This window comes from Streptomyces sp. NPDC002206 (assembly GCF_053593595.1).
On sequence record NZ_JBSFCW010000004.1, the window covers coordinates 245,073 to 264,239 of the forward strand.

16 protein-coding genes and 1 pseudogene are annotated in these 19,167 nt (G+C 70.5%); 4 read left to right on the plus strand and 13 right to left on the minus strand.

Features of this window, described 5'->3' with window-relative positions:
* Positions 1 to 234 precede the first annotated feature (234 nt).
* The 5 genes from ACWCP8_RS11560 to ACWCP8_RS11580 all read right to left on the minus strand — a co-directional run bounded on the left by ACWCP8_RS11560 (position 235) and on the right by ACWCP8_RS11580 (position 4,940).
* Positions 235 to 1,518, minus strand: a complete 1,284-nt coding sequence (locus tag ACWCP8_RS11560) for an aspartate aminotransferase family protein (protein ID WP_451115600.1) — start codon at positions 1,516 to 1,518, stop codon at positions 235 to 237.
* Positions 1,515 to 2,357, minus strand: coding sequence for a nitrilase-related carbon-nitrogen hydrolase (locus ACWCP8_RS11565; protein ID WP_267000278.1), 843 nt, complete (start codon positions 2,355 to 2,357; stop codon positions 1,515 to 1,517). The genes ACWCP8_RS11560 and ACWCP8_RS11565 overlap by 4 nt, the downstream gene beginning before the upstream one ends.
* 277 nt (positions 2,358 to 2,634) lie before the next feature.
* Entirely contained in the window at positions 2,635 to 4,041 is a 1,407-nt protein-coding gene (locus ACWCP8_RS11570) for a hypothetical protein (protein WP_352265115.1), read from the minus strand.
* Between the two features lie 143 nt (positions 4,042 to 4,184).
* Positions 4,185 to 4,574 (minus strand): PPOX class F420-dependent oxidoreductase, encoded by a 390-nt coding sequence (locus tag ACWCP8_RS11575; RefSeq protein ID WP_451115603.1) that lies wholly within the window; start codon positions 4,572 to 4,574, stop codon positions 4,185 to 4,187.
* A gap of 93 nt (positions 4,575 to 4,667) precedes the next feature.
* Positions 4,668 to 4,940, minus strand: coding sequence for a helix-turn-helix domain-containing protein (locus ACWCP8_RS11580; RefSeq protein WP_030916728.1), 273 nt, complete (start codon positions 4,938 to 4,940; stop codon positions 4,668 to 4,670).
* A gap of 75 nt (positions 4,941 to 5,015) precedes the next feature.
* Between ACWCP8_RS11580 and map the strand changes: the two genes are divergently transcribed.
* On the plus strand, positions 5,016 to 5,783 hold the full coding sequence (gene map / locus ACWCP8_RS11585) for a type I methionyl aminopeptidase (RefSeq protein WP_451115606.1): 768 nt from the start codon (positions 5,016 to 5,018) through the stop codon (positions 5,781 to 5,783).
* A gap of 56 nt (positions 5,784 to 5,839) precedes the next feature.
* Here the strand turns inward: map and ggt are convergent, their stop codons facing one another.
* From ggt to ACWCP8_RS11605, 4 genes and pseudogenes are all read right to left on the minus strand, one after another.
* Positions 5,840 to 7,648 carry a gamma-glutamyltransferase gene (ggt, locus tag ACWCP8_RS11590; RefSeq protein ID WP_451115608.1) on the minus strand — a complete coding sequence of 603 codons (1,809 nt, stop codon included), beginning with the start codon at positions 7,646 to 7,648 and terminating at the stop codon, positions 5,840 to 5,842.
* A gap of 188 nt (positions 7,649 to 7,836) precedes the next feature.
* Positions 7,837 to 7,941, minus strand: a pseudogene (locus tag ACWCP8_RS11595) (ABC transporter substrate-binding protein); the annotation flags it as partial.
* Between the two features lie 157 nt (positions 7,942 to 8,098).
* Complete coding sequence (locus tag ACWCP8_RS11600) at positions 8,099 to 8,770, minus strand: M56 family metallopeptidase (protein ID WP_451115610.1); 672 nt, start codon at positions 8,768 to 8,770, stop codon at positions 8,099 to 8,101.
* A gap of 286 nt (positions 8,771 to 9,056) precedes the next feature.
* Positions 9,057 to 9,437 (minus strand): BlaI/MecI/CopY family transcriptional regulator, encoded by a 381-nt coding sequence (locus ACWCP8_RS11605; protein ID WP_352265107.1) that lies wholly within the window; start codon positions 9,435 to 9,437, stop codon positions 9,057 to 9,059.
* A 641-nt stretch (positions 9,438 to 10,078) separates the two neighbouring features.
* Between ACWCP8_RS11605 and ACWCP8_RS11610 the strand changes: the two genes are divergently transcribed.
* Genes ACWCP8_RS11610 through ACWCP8_RS11620 form a run of 3 tightly spaced genes read left to right on the plus strand, consistent with a single transcriptional unit; the run spans position 10,079 to position 15,835 of the window.
* The gene (locus ACWCP8_RS11610; RefSeq protein WP_451115612.1) at positions 10,079 to 12,955 is read left to right on the plus strand and encodes a bifunctional glycosyltransferase/CDP-glycerol:glycerophosphate glycerophosphotransferase; all 2,877 of its coding nucleotides are present in this window, start codon (positions 10,079 to 10,081) and stop codon (positions 12,953 to 12,955) included.
* Complete coding sequence (locus ACWCP8_RS11615; protein WP_451115614.1) at positions 12,952 to 14,151, plus strand: glycosyltransferase; 1,200 nt, start codon at positions 12,952 to 12,954, stop codon at positions 14,149 to 14,151. Before ACWCP8_RS11610 ends, ACWCP8_RS11615 begins: the two co-directional genes overlap by 4 nt.
* A 52-nt stretch (positions 14,152 to 14,203) precedes the next feature.
* Complete coding sequence (locus ACWCP8_RS11620) at positions 14,204 to 15,835, plus strand: glycosyltransferase family 2 protein (protein WP_451115616.1); 1,632 nt, start codon at positions 14,204 to 14,206, stop codon at positions 15,833 to 15,835.
* Between the two features lie 107 nt (positions 15,836 to 15,942).
* On the opposite strand, the gene ACWCP8_RS11625 is transcribed toward ACWCP8_RS11620, so the two are convergent.
* The 4 genes from ACWCP8_RS11625 to ACWCP8_RS11640 all read right to left on the minus strand — a co-directional run bounded on the left by ACWCP8_RS11625 (position 15,943) and on the right by ACWCP8_RS11640 (position 19,098).
* Positions 15,943 to 16,326 (minus strand): ATP-binding protein, encoded by a 384-nt coding sequence (locus tag ACWCP8_RS11625; RefSeq protein WP_451115618.1) that lies wholly within the window; start codon positions 16,324 to 16,326, stop codon positions 15,943 to 15,945.
* Positions 16,327 to 16,457: 131 nt separating this feature from the next.
* Entirely contained in the window at positions 16,458 to 16,985 is a 528-nt protein-coding gene (locus ACWCP8_RS11630; RefSeq protein ID WP_451115620.1) for a hypothetical protein, read from the minus strand.
* On the minus strand, positions 16,982 to 18,418 hold the full coding sequence (locus ACWCP8_RS11635; RefSeq protein ID WP_451115622.1) for an ATP-binding protein: 1,437 nt from the start codon (positions 18,416 to 18,418) through the stop codon (positions 16,982 to 16,984). The genes ACWCP8_RS11630 and ACWCP8_RS11635 overlap by 4 nt, the downstream gene beginning before the upstream one ends.
* The gene (locus ACWCP8_RS11640) at positions 18,415 to 19,098 is read right to left on the minus strand and encodes a response regulator transcription factor (protein ID WP_352265095.1); all 684 of its coding nucleotides are present in this window, start codon (positions 19,096 to 19,098) and stop codon (positions 18,415 to 18,417) included. Before ACWCP8_RS11640 ends, ACWCP8_RS11635 begins: the two co-directional genes overlap by 4 nt.
* Positions 19,099 to 19,167 lie beyond the last annotated feature (69 nt).

Genomic DNA, 19,167 nt, shown 5'->3' on the forward strand with positions numbered 1-19,167 from the left:
GGGTGAGCGAGTCCGCCGTCCCCCACGGGGCGAGGCACGCCGGGGCGCCACGACCGGGAAAGGACGACGGCACCCCCGCTTCGGACCGTGTTCAGAAACGTATTCATCGCCTCGGCCGCGGCGTGCAGCCCCCGGGGGACGCCGGATTCAGGCGTCCCCCTTCGGGGTGTCCGACGGATCGCGGCCGGACACTCGCCGCTCGTGATTCCGGGCCGTGCCGGTCGGTCGGGCACCTCACTCCACCGCGTGCAACGCGTCGGCAAGGATCCTCGCGCCCTCCTCGGCCTCGGCGATGGACAGCGACAGCGGCGGGGCGATCCGCAGCACGCTGGTGTTGTGCCCGCCGCCCTTGCCGATGAGCAGCCCGCCCTCGCGGGCCGCTTCGAGTACGGCGGTCGCCGCCTGCGGGTTGGCCTCGTCGGTGCCGGGCTTCACCAGCTCGATGCCGATCATCAGGCCCCGGCCGCGTACTTCGCGTACGCACTCCACTCCGGCGCCGATCGCCCGTAGCCGCTCGATGAGCAGTCCGCCGACGCGTCGCGCGTTGCGCTGGAGGTCGTGTTCCAGGAGGTACGAAAGGTTAGCCAGGCCCGCCGCCATGGTGACCGGCGAGCCGCCGAACGTCGAAATGGAGTTGGCGTCCAGGCAGTTCATGACGTCGGCGCGGGCCACGACACCGCCGATCGACATGCCGTTGCCGATGCCCTTGGCGAAGGTGAGCATGTCCGGCGGCCCGTTCCGGTCGTGCGCCTGCCAGCCCCAGAAGTGTTCGCCGGTGCGGCCCCAGCCGGTCTGCACCTCGTCGGAGATCCACAGGATGCCGTGCCGGCTGAGCACTTCACGGAACGCCGCGAACAGGCCGTCGGGCGGGGAGGTGAATCCACCGACTCCCTGGATGGGTTCGGCGATCAGCGCGGCGGCGCCACGGGTGTGCCCGAGCAGATCCTCCAGATCGGCCACGCACGCCTTGATGAACTGTGCGTCGCCGAGTTCCGCGTACGGTCCCCGGGTGCGGACGCCGCCGTGGACGTACAGCGTCTGCAGCGGGGACAGACTCGTGGGCGACCAGGCCTTGTTGCCGGTGATGGAGACGGCCGAGAACGACCTGCCGTGGTAGCTGTTGCGCATCGCCAGGATCTGGTTCGAGCTGCGGTACGTGGTGGCGAGCAGCAGGGCCGTGTCGTTGGCCTCGGTGCCGGAGGTGGTGAAGAAGACCCGGGCGTCCGGGATGCCGGAGAGCGTGGCGATGCGCTCGGCGAGTTCGACCATCGGCCGGTTGAGGTAGAGCGTCGAGGAGTGGATCAGCCGCCCGGCCTGCTCGCTGACCGCCTTGGTCACTTCGGGCAGGGCGTGTGCGGTCATCGTGGTGAGGATGCCGCCGAAGAAGTCGAGGTAGCGGTTGCCGTCCGCGTCCCAGACATGGCGGCCCTCGCCGTGGGTGAGCTCCAGGGGGTGCCGGTAGTAGAGCGCGAGCCAGTCGGGGCTGACGGCGAGATGGCGGTGGTGCAGGCTGCTCACGGCTCCACCAGTCCTTCGTACGCGTCGGGGCGGCGGTCCCGGTAGAACGCCCACTGCTGGCGCACCTCCTCGATGAGGCCGAAGTCGAGGTCGCGGACCAGGAGTTCCTCCTCCTTGTCGCTGGCAACCTCCCCGACGAACTGGCCGCGCGGGTCGACGAAGTAGCTGGTTCCGTAGAAGTCGTTGTCGCCGTACTCCTCCTGGCCGACGCGGTTGATCGCGGCGATGAAGTACTCGTTGGCGACGGCGGACGCGGGTTGTTCGAGCTGCCAGAGGTAGCTGGACAGGCCCCGCGAGGTGGCTGACGGGTTGTACACCAACTGGGCCCCGTTGAGTCCGAGTTGACGCCATCCTTCAGGGAAGTGCCGGTCGTAGCAGATATAGACGCCGACCTTGCCGACGGCGGTGTCGAAGACCGGCCAGCCGGCGTTTCCGGGCTTGAAGTAGTACTTCTCCCAGAACCCCTTGACCTGCGGGATGTGGTGCTTGCGGTACTTGCCGAGGTACGAGCCGTCGGCGTCGATCACGGCGGCGGTGTTGAAATAGAAGCCGGACTGCTCGATCTCGAAGACCGGCACGACGATCACCATGCCCGTCTCGCGGGCGAGCTCCTGCATCCGCCGGACGGTCGGCCCGTCCGGGACGGCCTCGGCCCAGCGGTAGTGCTCGGGCTCTTGGACCTGGCAGAAGTAGGGGGCGTTGAACACCTCCTGGAAGCCGATGATCTTCGCCCCCTGCCGGGCGGCCTCGCGAGCATGCTCCTCATGCTTGGCGATCATGGATTCGGTGTCGCCGGTCCAGGTCGCCTGGACGAGTGCGGCGCGTACGACGTGGGACATGAGCTGCTCCTTCGACGCGGCGTCAGAGAGCCTCTACGCGATTTCTACGCACGTAGATTTGGTGCATAGGAGGAGAACGTAAGCCCCGCCACACGGCGGGGCAAGACCATCGCCGTGAACCGGCTGAGTCGATCACGTTTCATACCCGTGCGGTCCACACTTTCCAACACCTCACGCCCCGGGTGCACGCTCAGGCCTCAAGGGCTGCGCCGCGCCGCCACCCCGTGTCCGCACCGCATGACACCACCTCGACGGACCGGGCCTCACCGGATGCCCACTAAGGGGCGTCCGCGATGCCCGCGACGCGCAGGGCGTGCACCAGGTCCCACTCCCGCTCCGGTGACACCGCACGGGCGGCGGCCAGCAGTTGCGGAACGAGTTGGCGCGGATCGCCCGCTGCGATCAGGGCCGCATCCTCCGGGGTGCGTACCCGGACGAAGGCGCCCATCAGCGCCTGCGCCTCCGGTTCGAGACCTGCCCGGTCCAGAGCGAGCACGGCGTCGGCGATCTCCGCCGCGGGCCGCGCCACCCCTTGGCGCAGCAGCTGTCCGCAGTCGTCGGTGCGGCCCGCCGCGGCCAGCGCACCGGCTGCGGCGGCCAGCTCGACGGGCGGCAGCGAGGACACCTCCCACAGCAGGGTCGCCCAGTCGGCCGCCAGACCCGACCTGTTCAGTTCCACGGCGAGCAGGGGCAGCCGGTCTGCGGGCCAGCCGGCCGCCTCGCACAGCACGCCATGGGCCTCGCCGCTGCGGCCCTCCGTACGGAGCCGGACGAGCATGTCCACGGCCTCGGTGGCGGCGCGCAGCGCGACGGGGTCCGGGGCGGGTCGGGCGGACGTACGGCCCCGGGCGTCGGCGTCCGCCGCAGTGGGGGCGCCCCCGAAACGGGCGCCGCGCGGGACGGCTGCGTTTGTCGGCGGGACGGGGAGCACGGGGACGGCGAGGGGGGCGTCGACGCCGGTGTCGTCGTCCACCTCGAGTCCGGCGAAGCGGGCGCCGCGCGGCTTCTTGCGCTTGGGGGCGGGGGGCTGTTGGGGCCGGCCGGGGGCGGCGGACGGCGGCCCGGCGGCAGGGGGCTTCCGGGCCGCGGCGGCCCGCTCGCTCCCGGCTGCAGGACCGGGTGCGGTACGCGGGCCGGGCACCCGTGCACTCGCGGGTTCGGCAGGCGACTCCTCCTCCGCCCGGAACCACCCCTGCGGCACGGTCACGGCCGACAGCCGCTTGCGCAGCTCCGTGCAGCGGGCCGAGGCGCGTGCGTGGTCGTCCTGGGCCCATGCCAGCGTGTCCGGATCCGGCGGCTGCGCACCGTTGTTCACCCCGGCCGCACGCACCCGCTGGGCAGCGTATGCCTGCTCGCGGAGCATCAGCTCCAACCGCTCGACGAGTGCCTGCCGTCCGCCCGGCCGCCGGTCGTGGGCGGCGGCCGATGCGGAGTACAGCGCGGCGGCACGTACCGACTCACGCTCCGCGAACCCCGTGCCGCGCTCGACGGCCAGGTCCTGCAGCAGCGACTCCACCACGTCCCACGGCGGGATCTCCGCCCCGTCGAGGCAGGCCCGCATGCCGGCGGGATCGCGTCGGCAGAACACCCCGTACCAGCCGCGCCCCGGGTCGAGCAGGGCTGTGAGGTTCCGCAGGTATTGCGCGAACTCGGCTACTTCTCCAGCAAGTTGATGCACTGTCATCGTCGCCCTCACCCACCGTCGACTGGAGTACTCCAGTCCGCAGGCATTCGACCGCAGGCGTGTTACGGGACGGCTACGCGCACTTTTCGGCGAGGGTGCGGTCGGCGCACCGCCGCGACCGCACGCCCCCGCAGCAGGCCGGGTCAGAAGGTGACGGCGATCCCGATGTGCGGGCGCTTGCCGAGCCGGACGACGGTCGCCGGCCAGTCGACCAGCCAGAACTTCCAGGTGTACTTGCGGGTGAGCAACTGGCGCACCGCACGCGTCCCCGCCTCGTCGAGCAGCCGCGCCGTTCCCTCGGCGCTCGGCGCGCCCTCCGCGATCCGGCCGCGCACATCGCAGACGGTGACGACGACCCGGCTGTCGTTGCGCAGCCGTTTCACCTTCCACGAGTCGGCGCGGGTCCAGACGAACAGCTCGTCGCCGTCGGCCGCCGCCCACACGGGCGTGGCAACGGCGGTGCCGTTCTTCCGGTACGTGGTCAGGCTGACGTACGCGCTGCGGGCGAAGTCCTGCAAGGTCCGGGAAGTCACGGCGGTGACCCTACGCGCCCCGGCGCCGGGAACGCACCTCCCGCGGGTACCGACCGGTCGACGGGCGCGGGCCGCGCCCCTACGGATCCGCGGTCAGCCGGCCAGCGGGACGGCCACGTCCGGTTCCGGGGCGCAGCGGATCAGCAGCTCGTCCATGGAGAGGCCGAGCGCCCCGGCCAGTGCCGCGACGGTGAAGAACGCAGGGGTCGGGGCGCGCCCCGTCTCGATCTTGCGCAGCGTCTCGGCGGAGATGCCGGCGCTCGCGGCGATCTCGACCATGCTGCGGGCGCCTCGTGCCTCGCGGAGCAGTCGGCCGAGCCGTTCGCCGCGCAGGCGTTCTTCCGGGGTCAGAGGCGTTCGTACCATGCCATCAGTCTAGTACTGCCGTTATTCTCATACCGCCGTTATTCTCATACCGCTTTTACCGGTATAGTAATTGGCATGGTTCAGCTCAAGACGGATACATCCATAGAGGCGATGCGCGAGGCGGGCCGGGTCGTGGCCCAGCTGCTGGCAGCCGTACGGCAGGCGGCGGCGGTCGGTGTGTCGCTGCGCGAGCTCGACGAGGTGGCGCGCGACGTGCTGCGCGGGGCAGGCGCCGGGTCGCCGTTCCTGAACTACAAGCCGCATTTCGCGCCGACCCCGTTCCCCGGCGTGATCTGCGCGTCCGTCAACGATGCGATCGTGCACGGCATCCCGGACGACCAGCGGCTGCGCGACGGCGATCTGGTGAGCATCGACGCGGGCGCGACGCTCGGCGGCTGGGCCGGCGACTCGGCGATCAGCTTCACCGTCGGCCGTGCCCGGCCCGCCGACACCCGGCTGGTCGACACGGCCTTCCAGGCGCTGGAGGCGGGGATCGCGGCGGCGGTCGTCGGCAACCGGATCGGTGACATCGCGCATGCGATCGGCACGGTGTGCCGGACGGCCGGATACGGCATCCCGGAAGGCTTCGGCGGCCATGGTATCGGCCGGTCCATGCACGAGGACCCGGCCGTACCCAACGAGGGACGGCCGGGTCGCGGCATGCCGCTGCGGCACGGGATGGTGCTGGCGATCGAGCCCATGCTGATCGGCAGCGGCCGGGACGCGTTCCACCCCGACCGGGACGGCTGGACGCTGCGCACGTCCGACGGCAGCCGGGCGGCGCACGCCGAGCACACGGTGGCGATCACGGATGCGGGACCCCGCATCCTCACCGCGCTCTGACACCGCCGGACAACGCACCCCGAACCAGCTGCGTCAGACGGACTATTGACGCTCCGTCACGGATTTCCGCTCGGCTTCACGACCATCGCCGAACCACCACCTCGCCGGACCTTCTCCGCCGCGGCGATCCACCGCCCGTCCGGCAGCCGCTGCACACCCGTGGCCGCCCCGATCTCGGGGTTGAGCTTGAAGGTATGCCCCAGCGACTCCAGCTCGCTCCGTAGCGGACTGTTCCACAGCTCCGGTTCGAGCTCCGTCGTCGGCGAGTTGCGCTGACTTGCGCGCGGCGCGGCGATCGCGTCGACCAGCGGAAGGCCCCGGTCGACCGTGCCGATGAGCGACTGGAGCACAGTGGTGATGATCGTGGCACCGCCCGGCGACCCCAGAGCCAGCACCGGCTGTCCGTGCTTCAGCACGATGGTCGGCGAGATCGACGACCGCGGCCGCTTGCCCGGACCCGGCAGGTTCGGGTCGTGCACCGCCGGGTCGGCGGGGGCGAACGAGAAGTCCGTCAGCTCGTTGTTGAGCAGATAGCCGCGTCCCGGCACGGTGAGGGCGCTGCCGCCGGTCTGCTCGATGGTCAGGGTGTACGCGACGACGTTGCCCCACTTGTCGGCGGCCGTCAGATGCGTGGTGTTCTCCCCTTCGTACGTCGTCGGGGCGGCCGTTCCACGGTTCGCGCAGTCGGCCGGGTGGCGCGGGTCACCGGGGGCGAGCGGGCTGGTCAGCACCGCATCGTCCTTGATGAGGCACTCCCGCGAGTCGGCGTACCGCTGACTGAGCAGGTCACGCGTCGGTACGTCCTCGAACGCCGGGTCCCCGACCCACCGCCCGCGATCCGCGAACGCGATCCGGCTCGCCTCGATGTAGCGGTGCAGATACTGCGCCTCGGTTGCCCGCGAAAGGTCCGTGGACTCAAGGATGTTGAGGGCCTCGCCCACACTCGTACCGCCGGACGAGGACGGCGCCATGCCGTACACGTCGAGACCGCGGTAGCCGACCTTCGTCGGCGCCCGGCGCACTGCCCGATAGGACCGCAGGTCCGTCGCCGTGAGGTCGCCGGGGCGCACCACCCGGGTCGCCTCCGGGTCGACGGGCGGGTTGCGCACGGTCCGTACGACATCGTCGGCCAGGTCGCCGCGGTACAGCTCGTCTATGCCCTCGCGGCCCACCTTCTCGTACGTACGGGCAAGGTCGGGATTCTTGAAGACGGAGCCGACCACCGGCAGCTGCCCGCCCGGCAGGAAGAGCTTCGCGGTGTCCGGGAAGTCGGCGAACCTGGCCTGGTTGCCCTCCGTCTGCGAACGGAACGTGGAGTCGACGACGAAACCGTCCCGGGCGAGACGTTCGGCCGGCTTCAGCAGTCTGCCCAGCGACTTGCTGCCCCAGGCGTCGAGTGCGGTGCCCCAGGTGGCCGGGGTGCCGGGCGTGCCCACGCCCAGACCGCTGGTGACGGCGTCCGCGAAGGCAAGGGGCTTCCCGTTCTCCAGGAAGAGGGAGGAGTCCGCGCTGCGCGGAGCGGTCTCGCGGCCGTCGATGGTCTCCACGATGTGCTTCTTGGCGTTGTAGTAGACGAAGTAGCCGCCCCCGCCGATGCCCGCCGAGTACGGCTCGGTCACGCCGAGCGCGGCCGCGGTCGCCACGGCGGCGTCGACGGCGTTGCCGCCCTCGCGGAGCACCTCGATCCCGGCGGCCGTCGCGTCCGCGTCGACGCTGGCGACCGCGCCGCCGTATCCCACCGCGACGGGCGACTTGGGCGGTGGCAAGGCCGTTGGCGACGACGAGGACGGTGCGGCCGCGCCGACCGTGACAACAGCGGCGAGCACACTCAAGAACGACACATTCCGTGCGACTGAACGTCGCATGCGCACCTCCAGTGAAGGATCGTCCGCGCAGGGTAACGCCGCCTCACCTGTCTCGTCAGGACCACCGTGAACATGGTCCGGATGACCGCTGGCATGCGCGCCCATGCCCCCTCGTAGCGTGGACTCCGTTATTGCAGGGGAAGTTGGGGTTCATGGGGTCCAAGCAACGGACATACACGCCTGAGTTGGTCGAGCGTGTGGTCGTGGAAGCCCAGGACGCCCTGCACGTTCCCGGCCACCAGAGAGACGTTGGCGTCGATGGCGGCCGGTTCGGTGAGCAACTCGACGTTGAGGCGGCTGGTGAGCGACCAGTGTGACGCCAGAAGCGAGGAAGATCAGCCGGAGGTGTCAGCGGAGGCTCCGGCTTTGACCCGGTGAGCGTACGCGGGTGGCGGGGCCGCGCGGCGCGCAAGCCGCTTGGAGGAGGAGTTGCCGGAAGCCGACGCCAAGTCAGTACGAGGCGGTGTCGCTCTGGGCGATCTCCACAGTGGTGTGCAGGTCGTCGGCGGCGTGCATGGCCGAGTCAGTGGTGGCGGCGAGACAGACCAGCAACGCGACGGCGATCACGCATCGGGAGCGTCGGCCGGACGGCCCGGTGCCCGAGGGTGACTGGAGCAGTGCGCTGACCCGGAGGGGCACCGGTCCGGACGTGGCGGTCAGGACGGTCCTCGGGTGATCGGCGTCCCGCCGGTTGTGCTGGTGCGCGGCGAGGGCTGCGCGGCCGATGGCACGGGCGGCCGGCCGCCGGTCGCCCACTGCGGTGGCCGCGGCCTCGTCGGCCCAGCGTTCCAGCGCGTAGGCGAGTGGTTCGCGCAGGCCCCGCAGGACCGGGTGCAGCGTGGCGGCAAGGTGGGCCACCCCGAGGAAGAGATGGTGGCGCCCTGTGAGATGGGCGCGCTCGTGGGCGAAGAGGGCTTCGCGTTCTCGGGGGTCGAGTGCGCGCAGCATCGCCGCGCTCACCACGATCCGGCCAGGGCTTCCCCGTCGGCCCGGCAGGGCGTAAGCGTACGGGTGGCTGTCGGGGCTCACGGACAGTCCGCCCGCGCTCTCCGGTCCGCCGGCCGTGCTCCACGCCGTGCGGAGTTCTCGCCAGGTCCGGATGGTGAGGGAGACCGTCTTCACGGTACCGAAGGCGAGCAGGGCCGTGGCCGGCCAGGCAGCCGGAAGGGTCAGCCAGGTGTGATCTCCCAGCCAGTGGGGGACAGGTTCTCCAGTGCTGCGAACGGTGCCAGATGAAGCGCCCCGGTGAGGGCGAGCAGGCCGAGGACGGCAGTGCTGCAAGACGCCAGAACCACCGCGCACACAGCCAGCGTCCAAGCGGCGGCACGGGGTGGCAGGACGCCGACGATACGGCGCGCGGCGGGCACCGCCAGGAGCGGGACCAGCAAGGGCAGCCAGACGGCCTAGATCATCCCGGACCTCCCCTTTCGCCCTCGAACAGTGCCCGCAGCCTCTCCTCGTCCTCATCGCTGAGATCGGAGACGAAGAGCGCCAGCACGCTCTCCCGGTCCGCGCCGCGGTCGAGCTCGGCGTGCATGCGGCGGGCGGTCAGCCTGGAGGCGTCCTGGGCGGGCAGATAGGCGTAGCTCCGGCCGGAGCGGGTGCGGGTGACCAGGCCCTTGGCATGCAGGCGGGTGAGGATCGTGGTCACTGTGGTGCGCGCCAGCTTTTCGCCCATGCTGCGCCGGACGTCTCCTGGCGTCTGTGCTGCTCCTGAGGCCCATAGTGCCGCCAAGACGCTGGCCTCCAGTTCCCCGGCAGGCCTTCGCTCTCCGTGCTCCTCGGTCATGGAACTCATTGTCTCAGAACACCGTCTACAGCGAGGTAGACCAACTACATGACCGTGGACGAAGGGGTCGTGGTCGCATGCCCCCTCGCGGCCGGCTCTGCCGGCCCTCGTCGCCCGGGCCTGTCTGTTCGCAGCCCGTGGCCGTCGCCCGGTCGTGACCTGGTCCCCGGCGGCCTGCGGAATCGCCCTGAGCACCCCCTACCTCTTCCCTGCTGACGTACTCCGCGCCGCGCTTCCTCCTTCCGATCTACGCGCTGTTCAGCCTGATCTGGCCTCGGTGGCTGCAACACACACGATCACGCGTGCTCGTGTACGCGGGCCGGGTCCGGCCGCCCCTTGGTACCGGGGAGGCGTGTGCAGGGCGACGTCGCCGGCGGAGTACAGCTCCACCGCGCCGCGACCGCTGCGGGCTGGGCCACAGCACTTACGTCTACAGCCGTGTAGTCTGTCTACAGCGTGTAGACATAGCGGGCGTTCGCGAGAGCGAGCCCTGTGCCACAGCATGTAGACATAGGGGGCCGTCCGCGAGAGCGAGCCCTGTGCCACGCCGCACCGTGGCCTGCCGCCCCGGCGTGCGCGCCGCCGCAGCCGCGGCCGCCCGCCCCTCCCATCCATTTACGAGGTCATCAGGGGAAACGGTTATGGAAGAAGGCGTACCGGACGTCTCCGTCATCGTCATCGTCTACAACGACGCCGCACGTCTGCCGACGGCTGTCGCCTCGGTGCTGAGACAGTCGCACCGCAACGTCGAAGTCGTGATCGTCGACGACCACAGCGACGACGGATCCTTCCAGGCCGCTCGCCTGTTGGCCGCGAAGAACCCCCGGCGGGTGACGGCTCACCGTCTCCCGCGCAACAGCGGCGGCTGCGGCGCTCCCCGGAACAAGGGCATCGAAAAGGCCCGCGGACGCTACGTGATGTTCCTCGACAGCGATGACGTACTGCAGCGCGACGCCTGCCGGAACATGGTCGAAGCCGCAGACGCGACCAAGGCCGACCTTGTCTCCGGACTGTGCGTGCGTGTCCACGTCGGCTCACGCAACCGCAAGGAGGTCGAGTGGTACCCGTGGCTCTACCGCTCCACGCGGACCCTCGAGTCGATACGTGAGGTCCCGGATCTGCTGGCCTTCGACACCCTGTCGACCAACAAGTGCTATCGCCGCGCGTTCCTGGCCGAGGCGGACCTGACGTTCCCCGTCGGCATCCACTACGAGGACCTGCTGTTCTCCGCCCAGGCGTACACGGCAGCGCGCCGCATCACGCTCATCCCCAACCGCGTCTACTTCTGGAACGTCCACGACAACGCCCCGGTGAGGTCGATCACCCACCGGCGCCACGAGATCTCCAACTTCGCCCACCGTATGGAGATCCACCAGCGGGTCGACCGGCTCCTGTACGAGCAGGGCCTGGACGAGGTCCGGTTGCACAAGGACATCAAGTTCCTCAAACACGACCTCGCCCTCCACCTGCGGGACCTTCCGCTGCTGGACGACACCTACCGCCGGGAGTTCGAGCGGCTGAGCGCGGGATACCTCGCCGGGCTGCACCCCCGTGCCTACGAGGAGGCAGAGCCGATCCAGGCCATCTGTGCCTACCTGCTGGCCCGGGGTGACTGGACGAACCTCCTGCCGGCGGCGGACACCCTCACCAACCGCAAGAAGCTCTCCTCCCCCCTCGCCGAACACCAGGGACGCATCTACTGGTGCTCCGACCACCTGGACGACCCCCTGGGCCGGAAGATCCTCGACGTCACGGACGCGGGCTGGCACACCCGCCCACTCGGCAACCTCATCCTGCGCAACCGGCTCACCCGCTACACGGACGACGGCCATGGCACCGTCAACCTGGCGGGCACCGTGATCAACCCCCTCGGACGCTTCGCACCCGGCAGCCGGATCAGTGGTCACCTCGAACTGCGAGCCCGGCGGCGGAGCCTGCAGACCTTCCGCGTCCCCCTGGATGCAGTGCGGCACCGCGAGGACGGGGTCGAATGGGAGGTGGCGGCAGGACTGTCCGGCACACTGCGTCCGCTCGGCGTCATCGACGCCGTATGGGACGCCCGGGTCGTCCTGGACATCGACGGGACCACCGTGCGCACCCAACTCTCGGTCACCGGCCAGGACATCGAGGGCGCCCGCGCGCTGCGGGTCAGGCCGCGGCTGACAAGGCTGGTGGCCGATCGCCTCACTCCGGAGGTGTCCAGCCGCGGGCACCTGAGCTTCGTCCTGCGCGCCCAGGGGCCATCTGCACGGCGTGTAACGGGGCTGCTGGACGCGGGGCTCGCCAGTCGCGGGGGAACCCTCGCCAAGAGCGCCGTCCGCCGCGCGCGAAGGATCAAGAAGCGGGCGAACTCCCAGCCCACCAAGATCCGGGTGTACCAGCAGGTCCTCAGCAGGCTCCCGGTCCGCAAGGGCCTGGTGGTCTTCGAGAGCCATCTCGGGAAGCAGTACAGCGACAGCCCCAGGGCCATCTACGAGGAGATGCGCCGGCGAGGCCTCGTGTTCCACGCCGTCTGGTCACACGCCGCTCCGCAGCCGACGGGGTTCCCGCAGGACGCCACGCTGGTGCGTCGATGGAGTTGGCGGTACTTGCGGGCGCTGGCCCAGGCGGAGTTCTGGATCGACAACCAGGGCATGCCGCTCAAGCTCACCAAGCGCCCCGGCACCACCTACATTCAGACCTGGCACGGTTCCGCCCTCAAGCGCATGGGCTTCGACGAGCCCGCCCACAAGGCCCGCGGCCGGGCGGAGCGGGCGGCGTACCAGAAGGCGCTGGACCGCTTCGACCACTTTCTCGTCCGCTCCGAGCACGATGTGCGGACTCTCGCCAGGGCCTTCCGGCTCCGCGAGGAGGTGCTGCTGCGCAGTGGGTACCCCCGCAACGACGCCCTCGTCACCGCTCGCCGGCGCGAACAGGAGACCGGCTCCGATGAGCGGGGTGCGCTCGCGACGGAACTCGGCCTCCCGGGTGACCGGACCGTCATCCTCTACGCACCGACGTTCCGCGCGGACGAAGCGGGCCGGGTCCAGCCCCTGGAACTCCTCTTCGACGTGGAGGAGTTCGCCGCGCGCTTCGGTGACCGCGTCACCCTGCTGATCCGCTCCCACTACCTGAACCAGGTCGTCCTGCCACCGTCCGTCCAGGGCGCGGTCGTCGACGTCACCGATCACCACGACATCACCCCGCTGCTGCTGGCGGCCGACGCCCTGATCACGGACTACTCCTCCGTCATGTTCGACTACGCGCTGCTGGACCGGCCCATGCTCTTCTACACGCCCGACCACGACCACTACGTGGGCCCCGGTCGCGGCACCTACTTCGACCTGCGCGCGCAGGCACCGGGCCCGGTGGTCACCACGCAGGAAGCCCTCTTCGACGCCGTCGACGACCTGAAGGCGAACGCCCACGACTTCGCCGCCGCCCGGACCACCTTCGTCGACGCCTACGGCGAGGGGGACCAGGGCAACGCCGCGCGCACCGTCGTCGACACCTTCTTCGCCCCGGGAGGCAACCAATGACCACGATCACCGGCGACGCCGCACAGGACGTCCGCGGCCCCGCCCCCGCCACCACCCGGGACGTCTTCTTCGTGTCCAACAGCGTCGACGAGCTGGGTGGGGTGACCACCTGGTCCCACCAGATGGCGCGGCTCCTGCTGGCCCACGGCCACCGTGTCCACATGGTCGGCATCGCCGCCTCCGACGTACCGCAGGACCTGGGCGGGACACTCCCGTACCCCACCACGACCCTCTACGACACCCCGCCGCCCGAGCCCGCCCCGAGCCGTGGCCTGCGCGGCCGGCTCGACCCCGTGGCACGGCGCCGCAACCGCCTGCGGGCGGCGGGCATGCGCGAGCGGGCGGCCGAACTCACCAGGCTCTTCGCCTCGGCCCGGCCCGGGGCCGTCGTCATCGTCACCCAGGTGTGGGCGATGGAGTGGGTCGCGCTCGCCCGCACCCGCGGGCTGACCGTCATCGGGATGAGCCACGAGTCCTACCTCTACTCCCGCTCCACCTCGCGTTTCGCCCGCGTCAAACGGCACTACGCGGACGTCGACCGGATGCTCGTCCTGACCCGCGAGGACGCCGACCTGTGGATCCGGGCGGGGATGAACAACGTCGGCTTCATGCCCAACCCGCTGCCGTTCCTGCCGTCGGCCCCCTCTCCCCGCGCCCGGCCGGTCGTGCTGTCGGTGGGGCGACTCACGGACCAGAAGGGCATCGACATGCTTCTGGACGCCTGGGCCGAGGTCGCCCCGCACCACCCGGAATGGACCCTCGAAATCCACGGGGAAGGAGAGGAGGAGGAGGCCCTCAAGACCCAGTCCTGTGAGGCCGGCCTCGACGGCAGCGTGCAGTGGTGCGGCCGCACGGCCGACGTGCAGGGCGCCCTCAACGGCGGTTCGATCTTCGTCCAGTCCTCCCGTGGTGAGGGGTTCCCGCTGGCGCTGATGGAGGCCATGGCAGCCGGCCTCCCCAGCGTCGCCTTCGACTGCGCGCCCGGGGTACGGGAGATCGTCAATGACGGCCGGGACGGACTTCTGGCCCCCGTCGGCAGCACGAGGGAACTGGCCGCGCACCTGCGCACCCTGATCTCCGACTCGGCCCTGCGCGACCGGATGGGCGACGCGGCACGCGAAAACATCCGTCGCTTCAGCACCGACCGGGTGGTCCGCAGGTGGGAGGAGCTCTTCGCCTTCCTCGACCAGCGTTGACCGCCGACCCCTGTGCCCCGGTTTCCCGGGACGCCCGAGCCCTCACGAGGACATGGACACATCTCCAGGCAGCTCTCCGGACGGCGACCCCGTCGCCCAGGTCAGCATCATCGTCATAGCTCACAACGAACAGGCTCATGTGCGGGCGGCGGTCTCCTCCGCCCTGTGCCAGGGGCCCACGGTGCACGAGGTGATCGCGGTGGACGACGCCTCCACCGACGCCACGGGGGCGGTGCTGGCCCGTATCGCGGCCACGGACACCCGGCTCCGGGTCCTGCGCCGCGAGCAGAACAGCGGAGGCTGCGGAACGCCGCGTAACGACGGGCTCATCGCGGCGACCGGACGTTACGTGATGTTCCTCGACGGCGACGACGTCCTTGCCGAAGGCGCCGTGGCCAAGCTCCTTGCGGCCGCGCACACCAACGACGCGGACGTCGCGATTGGAGCCTGCGTGCGGCGCGAACTGCCCGAAGGCCGGGATGTTCCCTGGCAGCCCCGGCTCTTCCGCACAGCGCGCACCCTCCCGGACCCGGAGGCCGAACCCGGACTGATACGGGACACCCTGTGCGTCAACAAGCTGTACACCCGTGACTTCCTGACGCAGCACTCCATCCGCTTCCCCGAGGGGGCGTTTCGCTACGAGGACTTCGTCTTCAGCGCCCGTGTCCTGGCCGCCGGCCCTCGCTGCACCCTCATCACCGACACGGTCTACGTGTGGCACGTACGGCGGGAGGCGGCCCGGCCGTCCCTCTCGCTGGACCGGGGAGCGGTCACCAACTGGGAGGCGCGGCTGCGCGCCCACCGCGAGAGCGTCGACGTCCTCGAAGGGGGAGGCCGACCCGTCCTCGCGCGAGCGGCCCGGACCAAGTTCCTCGACCACGACCTGCGGATGTACCTCAGGGAACTGCACACCCGCCACGAGGGGTACCGCAGCGACTGGTGGCGGCTGACCCGGGAGTACCTGTCGTCCTTCTCGGAGCGGGAGATCGAGGCGGCACGCGCTCCGTCCCGCTGGTGCGCGCGTGTCGTGCTGGCGGCGGAGGAACCGACCGACCTCACCCGGCTCACGGAACTGGCGGCCAGGCCGGCACGCCTGATCCCTCCCTACACCCGCAGAGACGGACGTGCGGTCTGGACACCCTCCCTTCCCCAGGTCGAATTGGACGGGATCCTTGCCAAGCCCCTGCACCGGCTTCCGGTGACGGTCACCGCGGAGCCCGAACCAGGGCGCCGGAGCAACCTCGTGATCACGCTCCACGACCTCTACGGGCGTCTCGCCTCCGCCACGCCGCGCTCCGTCGTGGTGGACGTCTTCCGCAGGACGTCGCCGGGCCTCTCCTTCCAGCTCACCGGCGAACTGGTGGCCCGACCGCAGGATGGGACCTGGCGGGCCGATCTGCCGTTCGACGTAAGGGAGTTCGCCGACGGGCCCACCGGCGCCGGGAGATCGGCGGCCTGGGACCTGAGGGTGACCGTACGCTTCGACGACGGACGGAAGGTCAGTGCGGTTCCCCGGCTCCCGGAGCGCAGGATGCCGCGGCGGGTCCTCCTCACCCGCCGCGGTCTGCTTCTCCTCCAGCCCTACCGCACGACCAGCGGCGACCTCGCCATCAGGGTGGCCTGGGGACTGCGAGGCGCGGTCGAGGTCGCCGCCGGCCGGCTTCGCCGCTTCCTTCGCCGGTGACGAAGGCGGCCCGCCGGCTGAGAAGCCCCCCTCCACGAGCGACCGTTCAGCCGGGCCCGTCCTCGGAGCCCCGGTCGGCGACGGCCGGTAACGGTACGGCGGCGGCCTCATCGCCCGGGCTCCGCCTCCCCGTCGTGGCCGTGTGCCGAGGGGGGACGGACAACCAGGCGCGCTCCGCCCAGGCCGCCGTCGCCGGGCGGTGGGTCCTCGTCGGCGTAGGCGGTGCCGCCGTGCGCCGTGACCACCTTGCCGACGATGGCGAGACCGAGGCCCGAACAGCCCGCCTCGCGGAAGCGGGCCTCGTCAAGTCGCGTGAAGCGTTCGAAGACCCGGGTGCGGTCGGCGACCGGGATACCCGCGCCGTCGTCACTGACGGTGAGTTCGAGGGCGCCGGACACCCGGAGGGCCACCCCTACCCGTTCCGCGGCCGTGCCTGCGAGCGTTGTCGAGGAGGTTGCGCACCACACGGCGCAGGGCGTCTCCGAGGGCACCCCTCGGGCCCGGTGACACCACCCCCCAGGTCATGCCTTCCAATGCCGTGACAGGGGGACACAGTCATGCGGGGCCCGGAGGCCAGCGGCCCCGTTGCGGGACCGCGAAAAACCTAACGGCGGCCCGGCGATCAGACGGAGCAGCGGGCCGGCCCGATGGATCCATCGGTTCCGGACACCGTCACTGTCGTGCCCTGCCGGGCGCCGCGCTCGTGCGCGACGGTGCAGATCAGCTGCTGCCGGGCGAGTTCGGAGAGCTGGTTGACTGCGGAAGCGATCCGGACCCGTACCCCCTCCTGACTCGTAGTCACACTCACCTGGTCACTACTCATGGGGAGTTCGGTCCGCAGGCCTGCCTCCCTCTCCGCCGGGGAAGGCCCCTTGAACAGCATGGCGAGCTGCTTGCCCCGGCTCGGCCCGTCATCCCCTGTTCCCGAGGACGATGTGGTCGACGGAATGTCGACCTGCCGTACGACGGGGAGCAGTCCGCCCGGGGACGACGGCGAGATGAAGTACAGCACCGTGCCCTGCCGGGCGCCCGGGGCCACCTCCACGGATGCCGGATCACCGACCTGGACCACGTCCGTGGACCGGATTCCGCACCCGGTTGCCAGCAGCACGAAGGGCAGCAGAGCGCCGAGGACCCGCCCTCGCCTCATGCCCCCTCCAACGGAAGCTCGACTGTGAACACAGCGCCGCCGCCTGGCCTGTTGGCGCCGTGGACGGTGCCGCCGTGCAATCGTACGTTCTCCTGCGTGATCGCCAGTCCGAGCCCGCTGCCCGCCGACCGGGTCCGCGCCTCGTCGGCCTTGTAGAACCGGTCGAAGATGTGCGGCAGGACGGCCGGGTCGATCCCGGGGCCGCTGTCCTCGACCTCCGTCACCAGCCAGTCCTCCCCGTCCCGCCGCTCGGTCCGCAGCCGTACCCGGACGGGCTGTGCGCCGTGCCGCAGGGCATTGCCGACCAGGTTGGCCAGGATCACATCGAAGCGGGGCGGGTCGAGCGCCCCCCTTATCCCGTCCTGGAGTTCGGTGGCGACCTGTCCCTCCCAGCGTCTGGCCTGCAGGGTCTTGCGGATCGTCTCGGCGACGTCGACCTCGTCCAGGTGGAGGCCCGCGGCCTTCGCGTCGAAGCGGGAGATCTCCATCAGGTCGTCGACGAGCGTGGCCAGCTTCCCCGTCTCCGCACTGATCAGCCGGACGGCCGCCGCGGTGTCGGCGTTCAGATGGGCCGCATCCTCGTCGAGGACTTCGGTGACGGCCAGCATCCCGGCGAGCGGGGTGCGCAGTTCGTGCGAGACGTCGGAGGCAAAGCGCCGGGCCCGCGCCTCGGCCCGTTGGAGCTCCTCCACGGACTGCTGGAGCTTGGTGGACGATTCGTTGAACGTCCAGGCCAGTTCGGCGAGTTCGTCGGATCCCTTCACCTCGATACGGGTGTCGAGCTCGCCCCGTCCGATTCCGGCGGCGGCCCGGCGCAGGTCACGGACCGGGCGCAGCACGCTGCGGGCGGCCAGCAGGGCCGGCACCAGCGCGATGAGGAGAGCGGGCAGGGCGCCGTCGCGGGCCGCGGTGACCATGGCGTTGACATTGGCCTCCTCGGGGTGGAGCGGCATCACCGCGAAGAGGACGAGACCGGTGCGCTGCGGGCCGCTACCCCGGTCGAACATGGCGGGCATCCCGATCGTCAGCCAGGGCTCGTCGTTCTTGACGACCCGCTGGAACGAGGCGTGCGCGTCGGTGCGGGCAGCGGCGCGCAGTTCGGGTGTGATCACGTTCGAGGTGGACCGGTCCGACGACGAGACCCGCAGGTCCGCATATTCGGCGAAGACGATCCAGGTGTGCGGCTTGCCTTCCCGGGCGAGGGTCTGACACACCTGCTGCAGCTGGGCCGCGTCCAAAGGGAGGGTCACCGTCTGCGCGGTGACCCGGTCCCGGAACTGGGCGACCGCGGTGTCCTGCGCCTGCTGAAGGATCGCGGACCGGGCCTCGCGGTAGGTCAGTGTCGCAGTAGTGATCGCGCTGATCGCCGCCACGAGAAGAAATGCCGATATGAGACGGGTCCGCAGACCGAACCGGGCGCCGAGAAGCTTCATACGAGCGGCCCGAACCGGTAGCCGAAACCGCGGACGGTCTGGATGTACCGGGGGCTGCCCGCCACATCCTCGACCTTCTGCCGCAACCGCCGTACACACGCGTCGACCAGTCGCGCGTCGCCGTGGTAGCTGTGCTCCCAGACGTACTCGAGGAGCTGCTGCCTGCTGAAGACCTGCTCGGGAGAGGCTGACAGATGCAGCAGCAGCTTCAGTTCGGACGGGGCGAGCAGAATCCGCTCCCCCGCCTTGGCGACGGACAACCCGGCACGGTCCACGGCCAGTTCACCGTGGAACTCGATGCCGCTGCGCCCGGCGGGTTCGACGAGCCGCCGCAGCACGGCCCGGATCCTGGCCTCGATCACTTCGGTACGGGCGGGCTTGACTATGTAGTCGTCCGCGCCGGCCTCCAGCCCGACCACCACATCGAAGTCGTCCCCGCGGGCGGTCAGCATGATGATCGGCAGCTGGCTGGACTCCCGTATGCGACGGCAGACCTGGACGCCGTTCATGCCGGGCAGCATCAGGTCGAGGAGGACGAGATCGGGCCGGAACTCCGCCAGCGCGCCGAGTCCCGCCTCGCCGGTCTCCACGGCCCGGAGCTCATGACCGCGCCTTCGCAGCCCGAGCTCGACCCCTTCACGTACGGAGGGGTCGTCTTCGATCAACAGCACACGCGGCATGACACCAGTATCCCAACGATCACTATCAAGCCAACCGGCACAGCCGAGCCGTCCGGCACCATCAAGGAC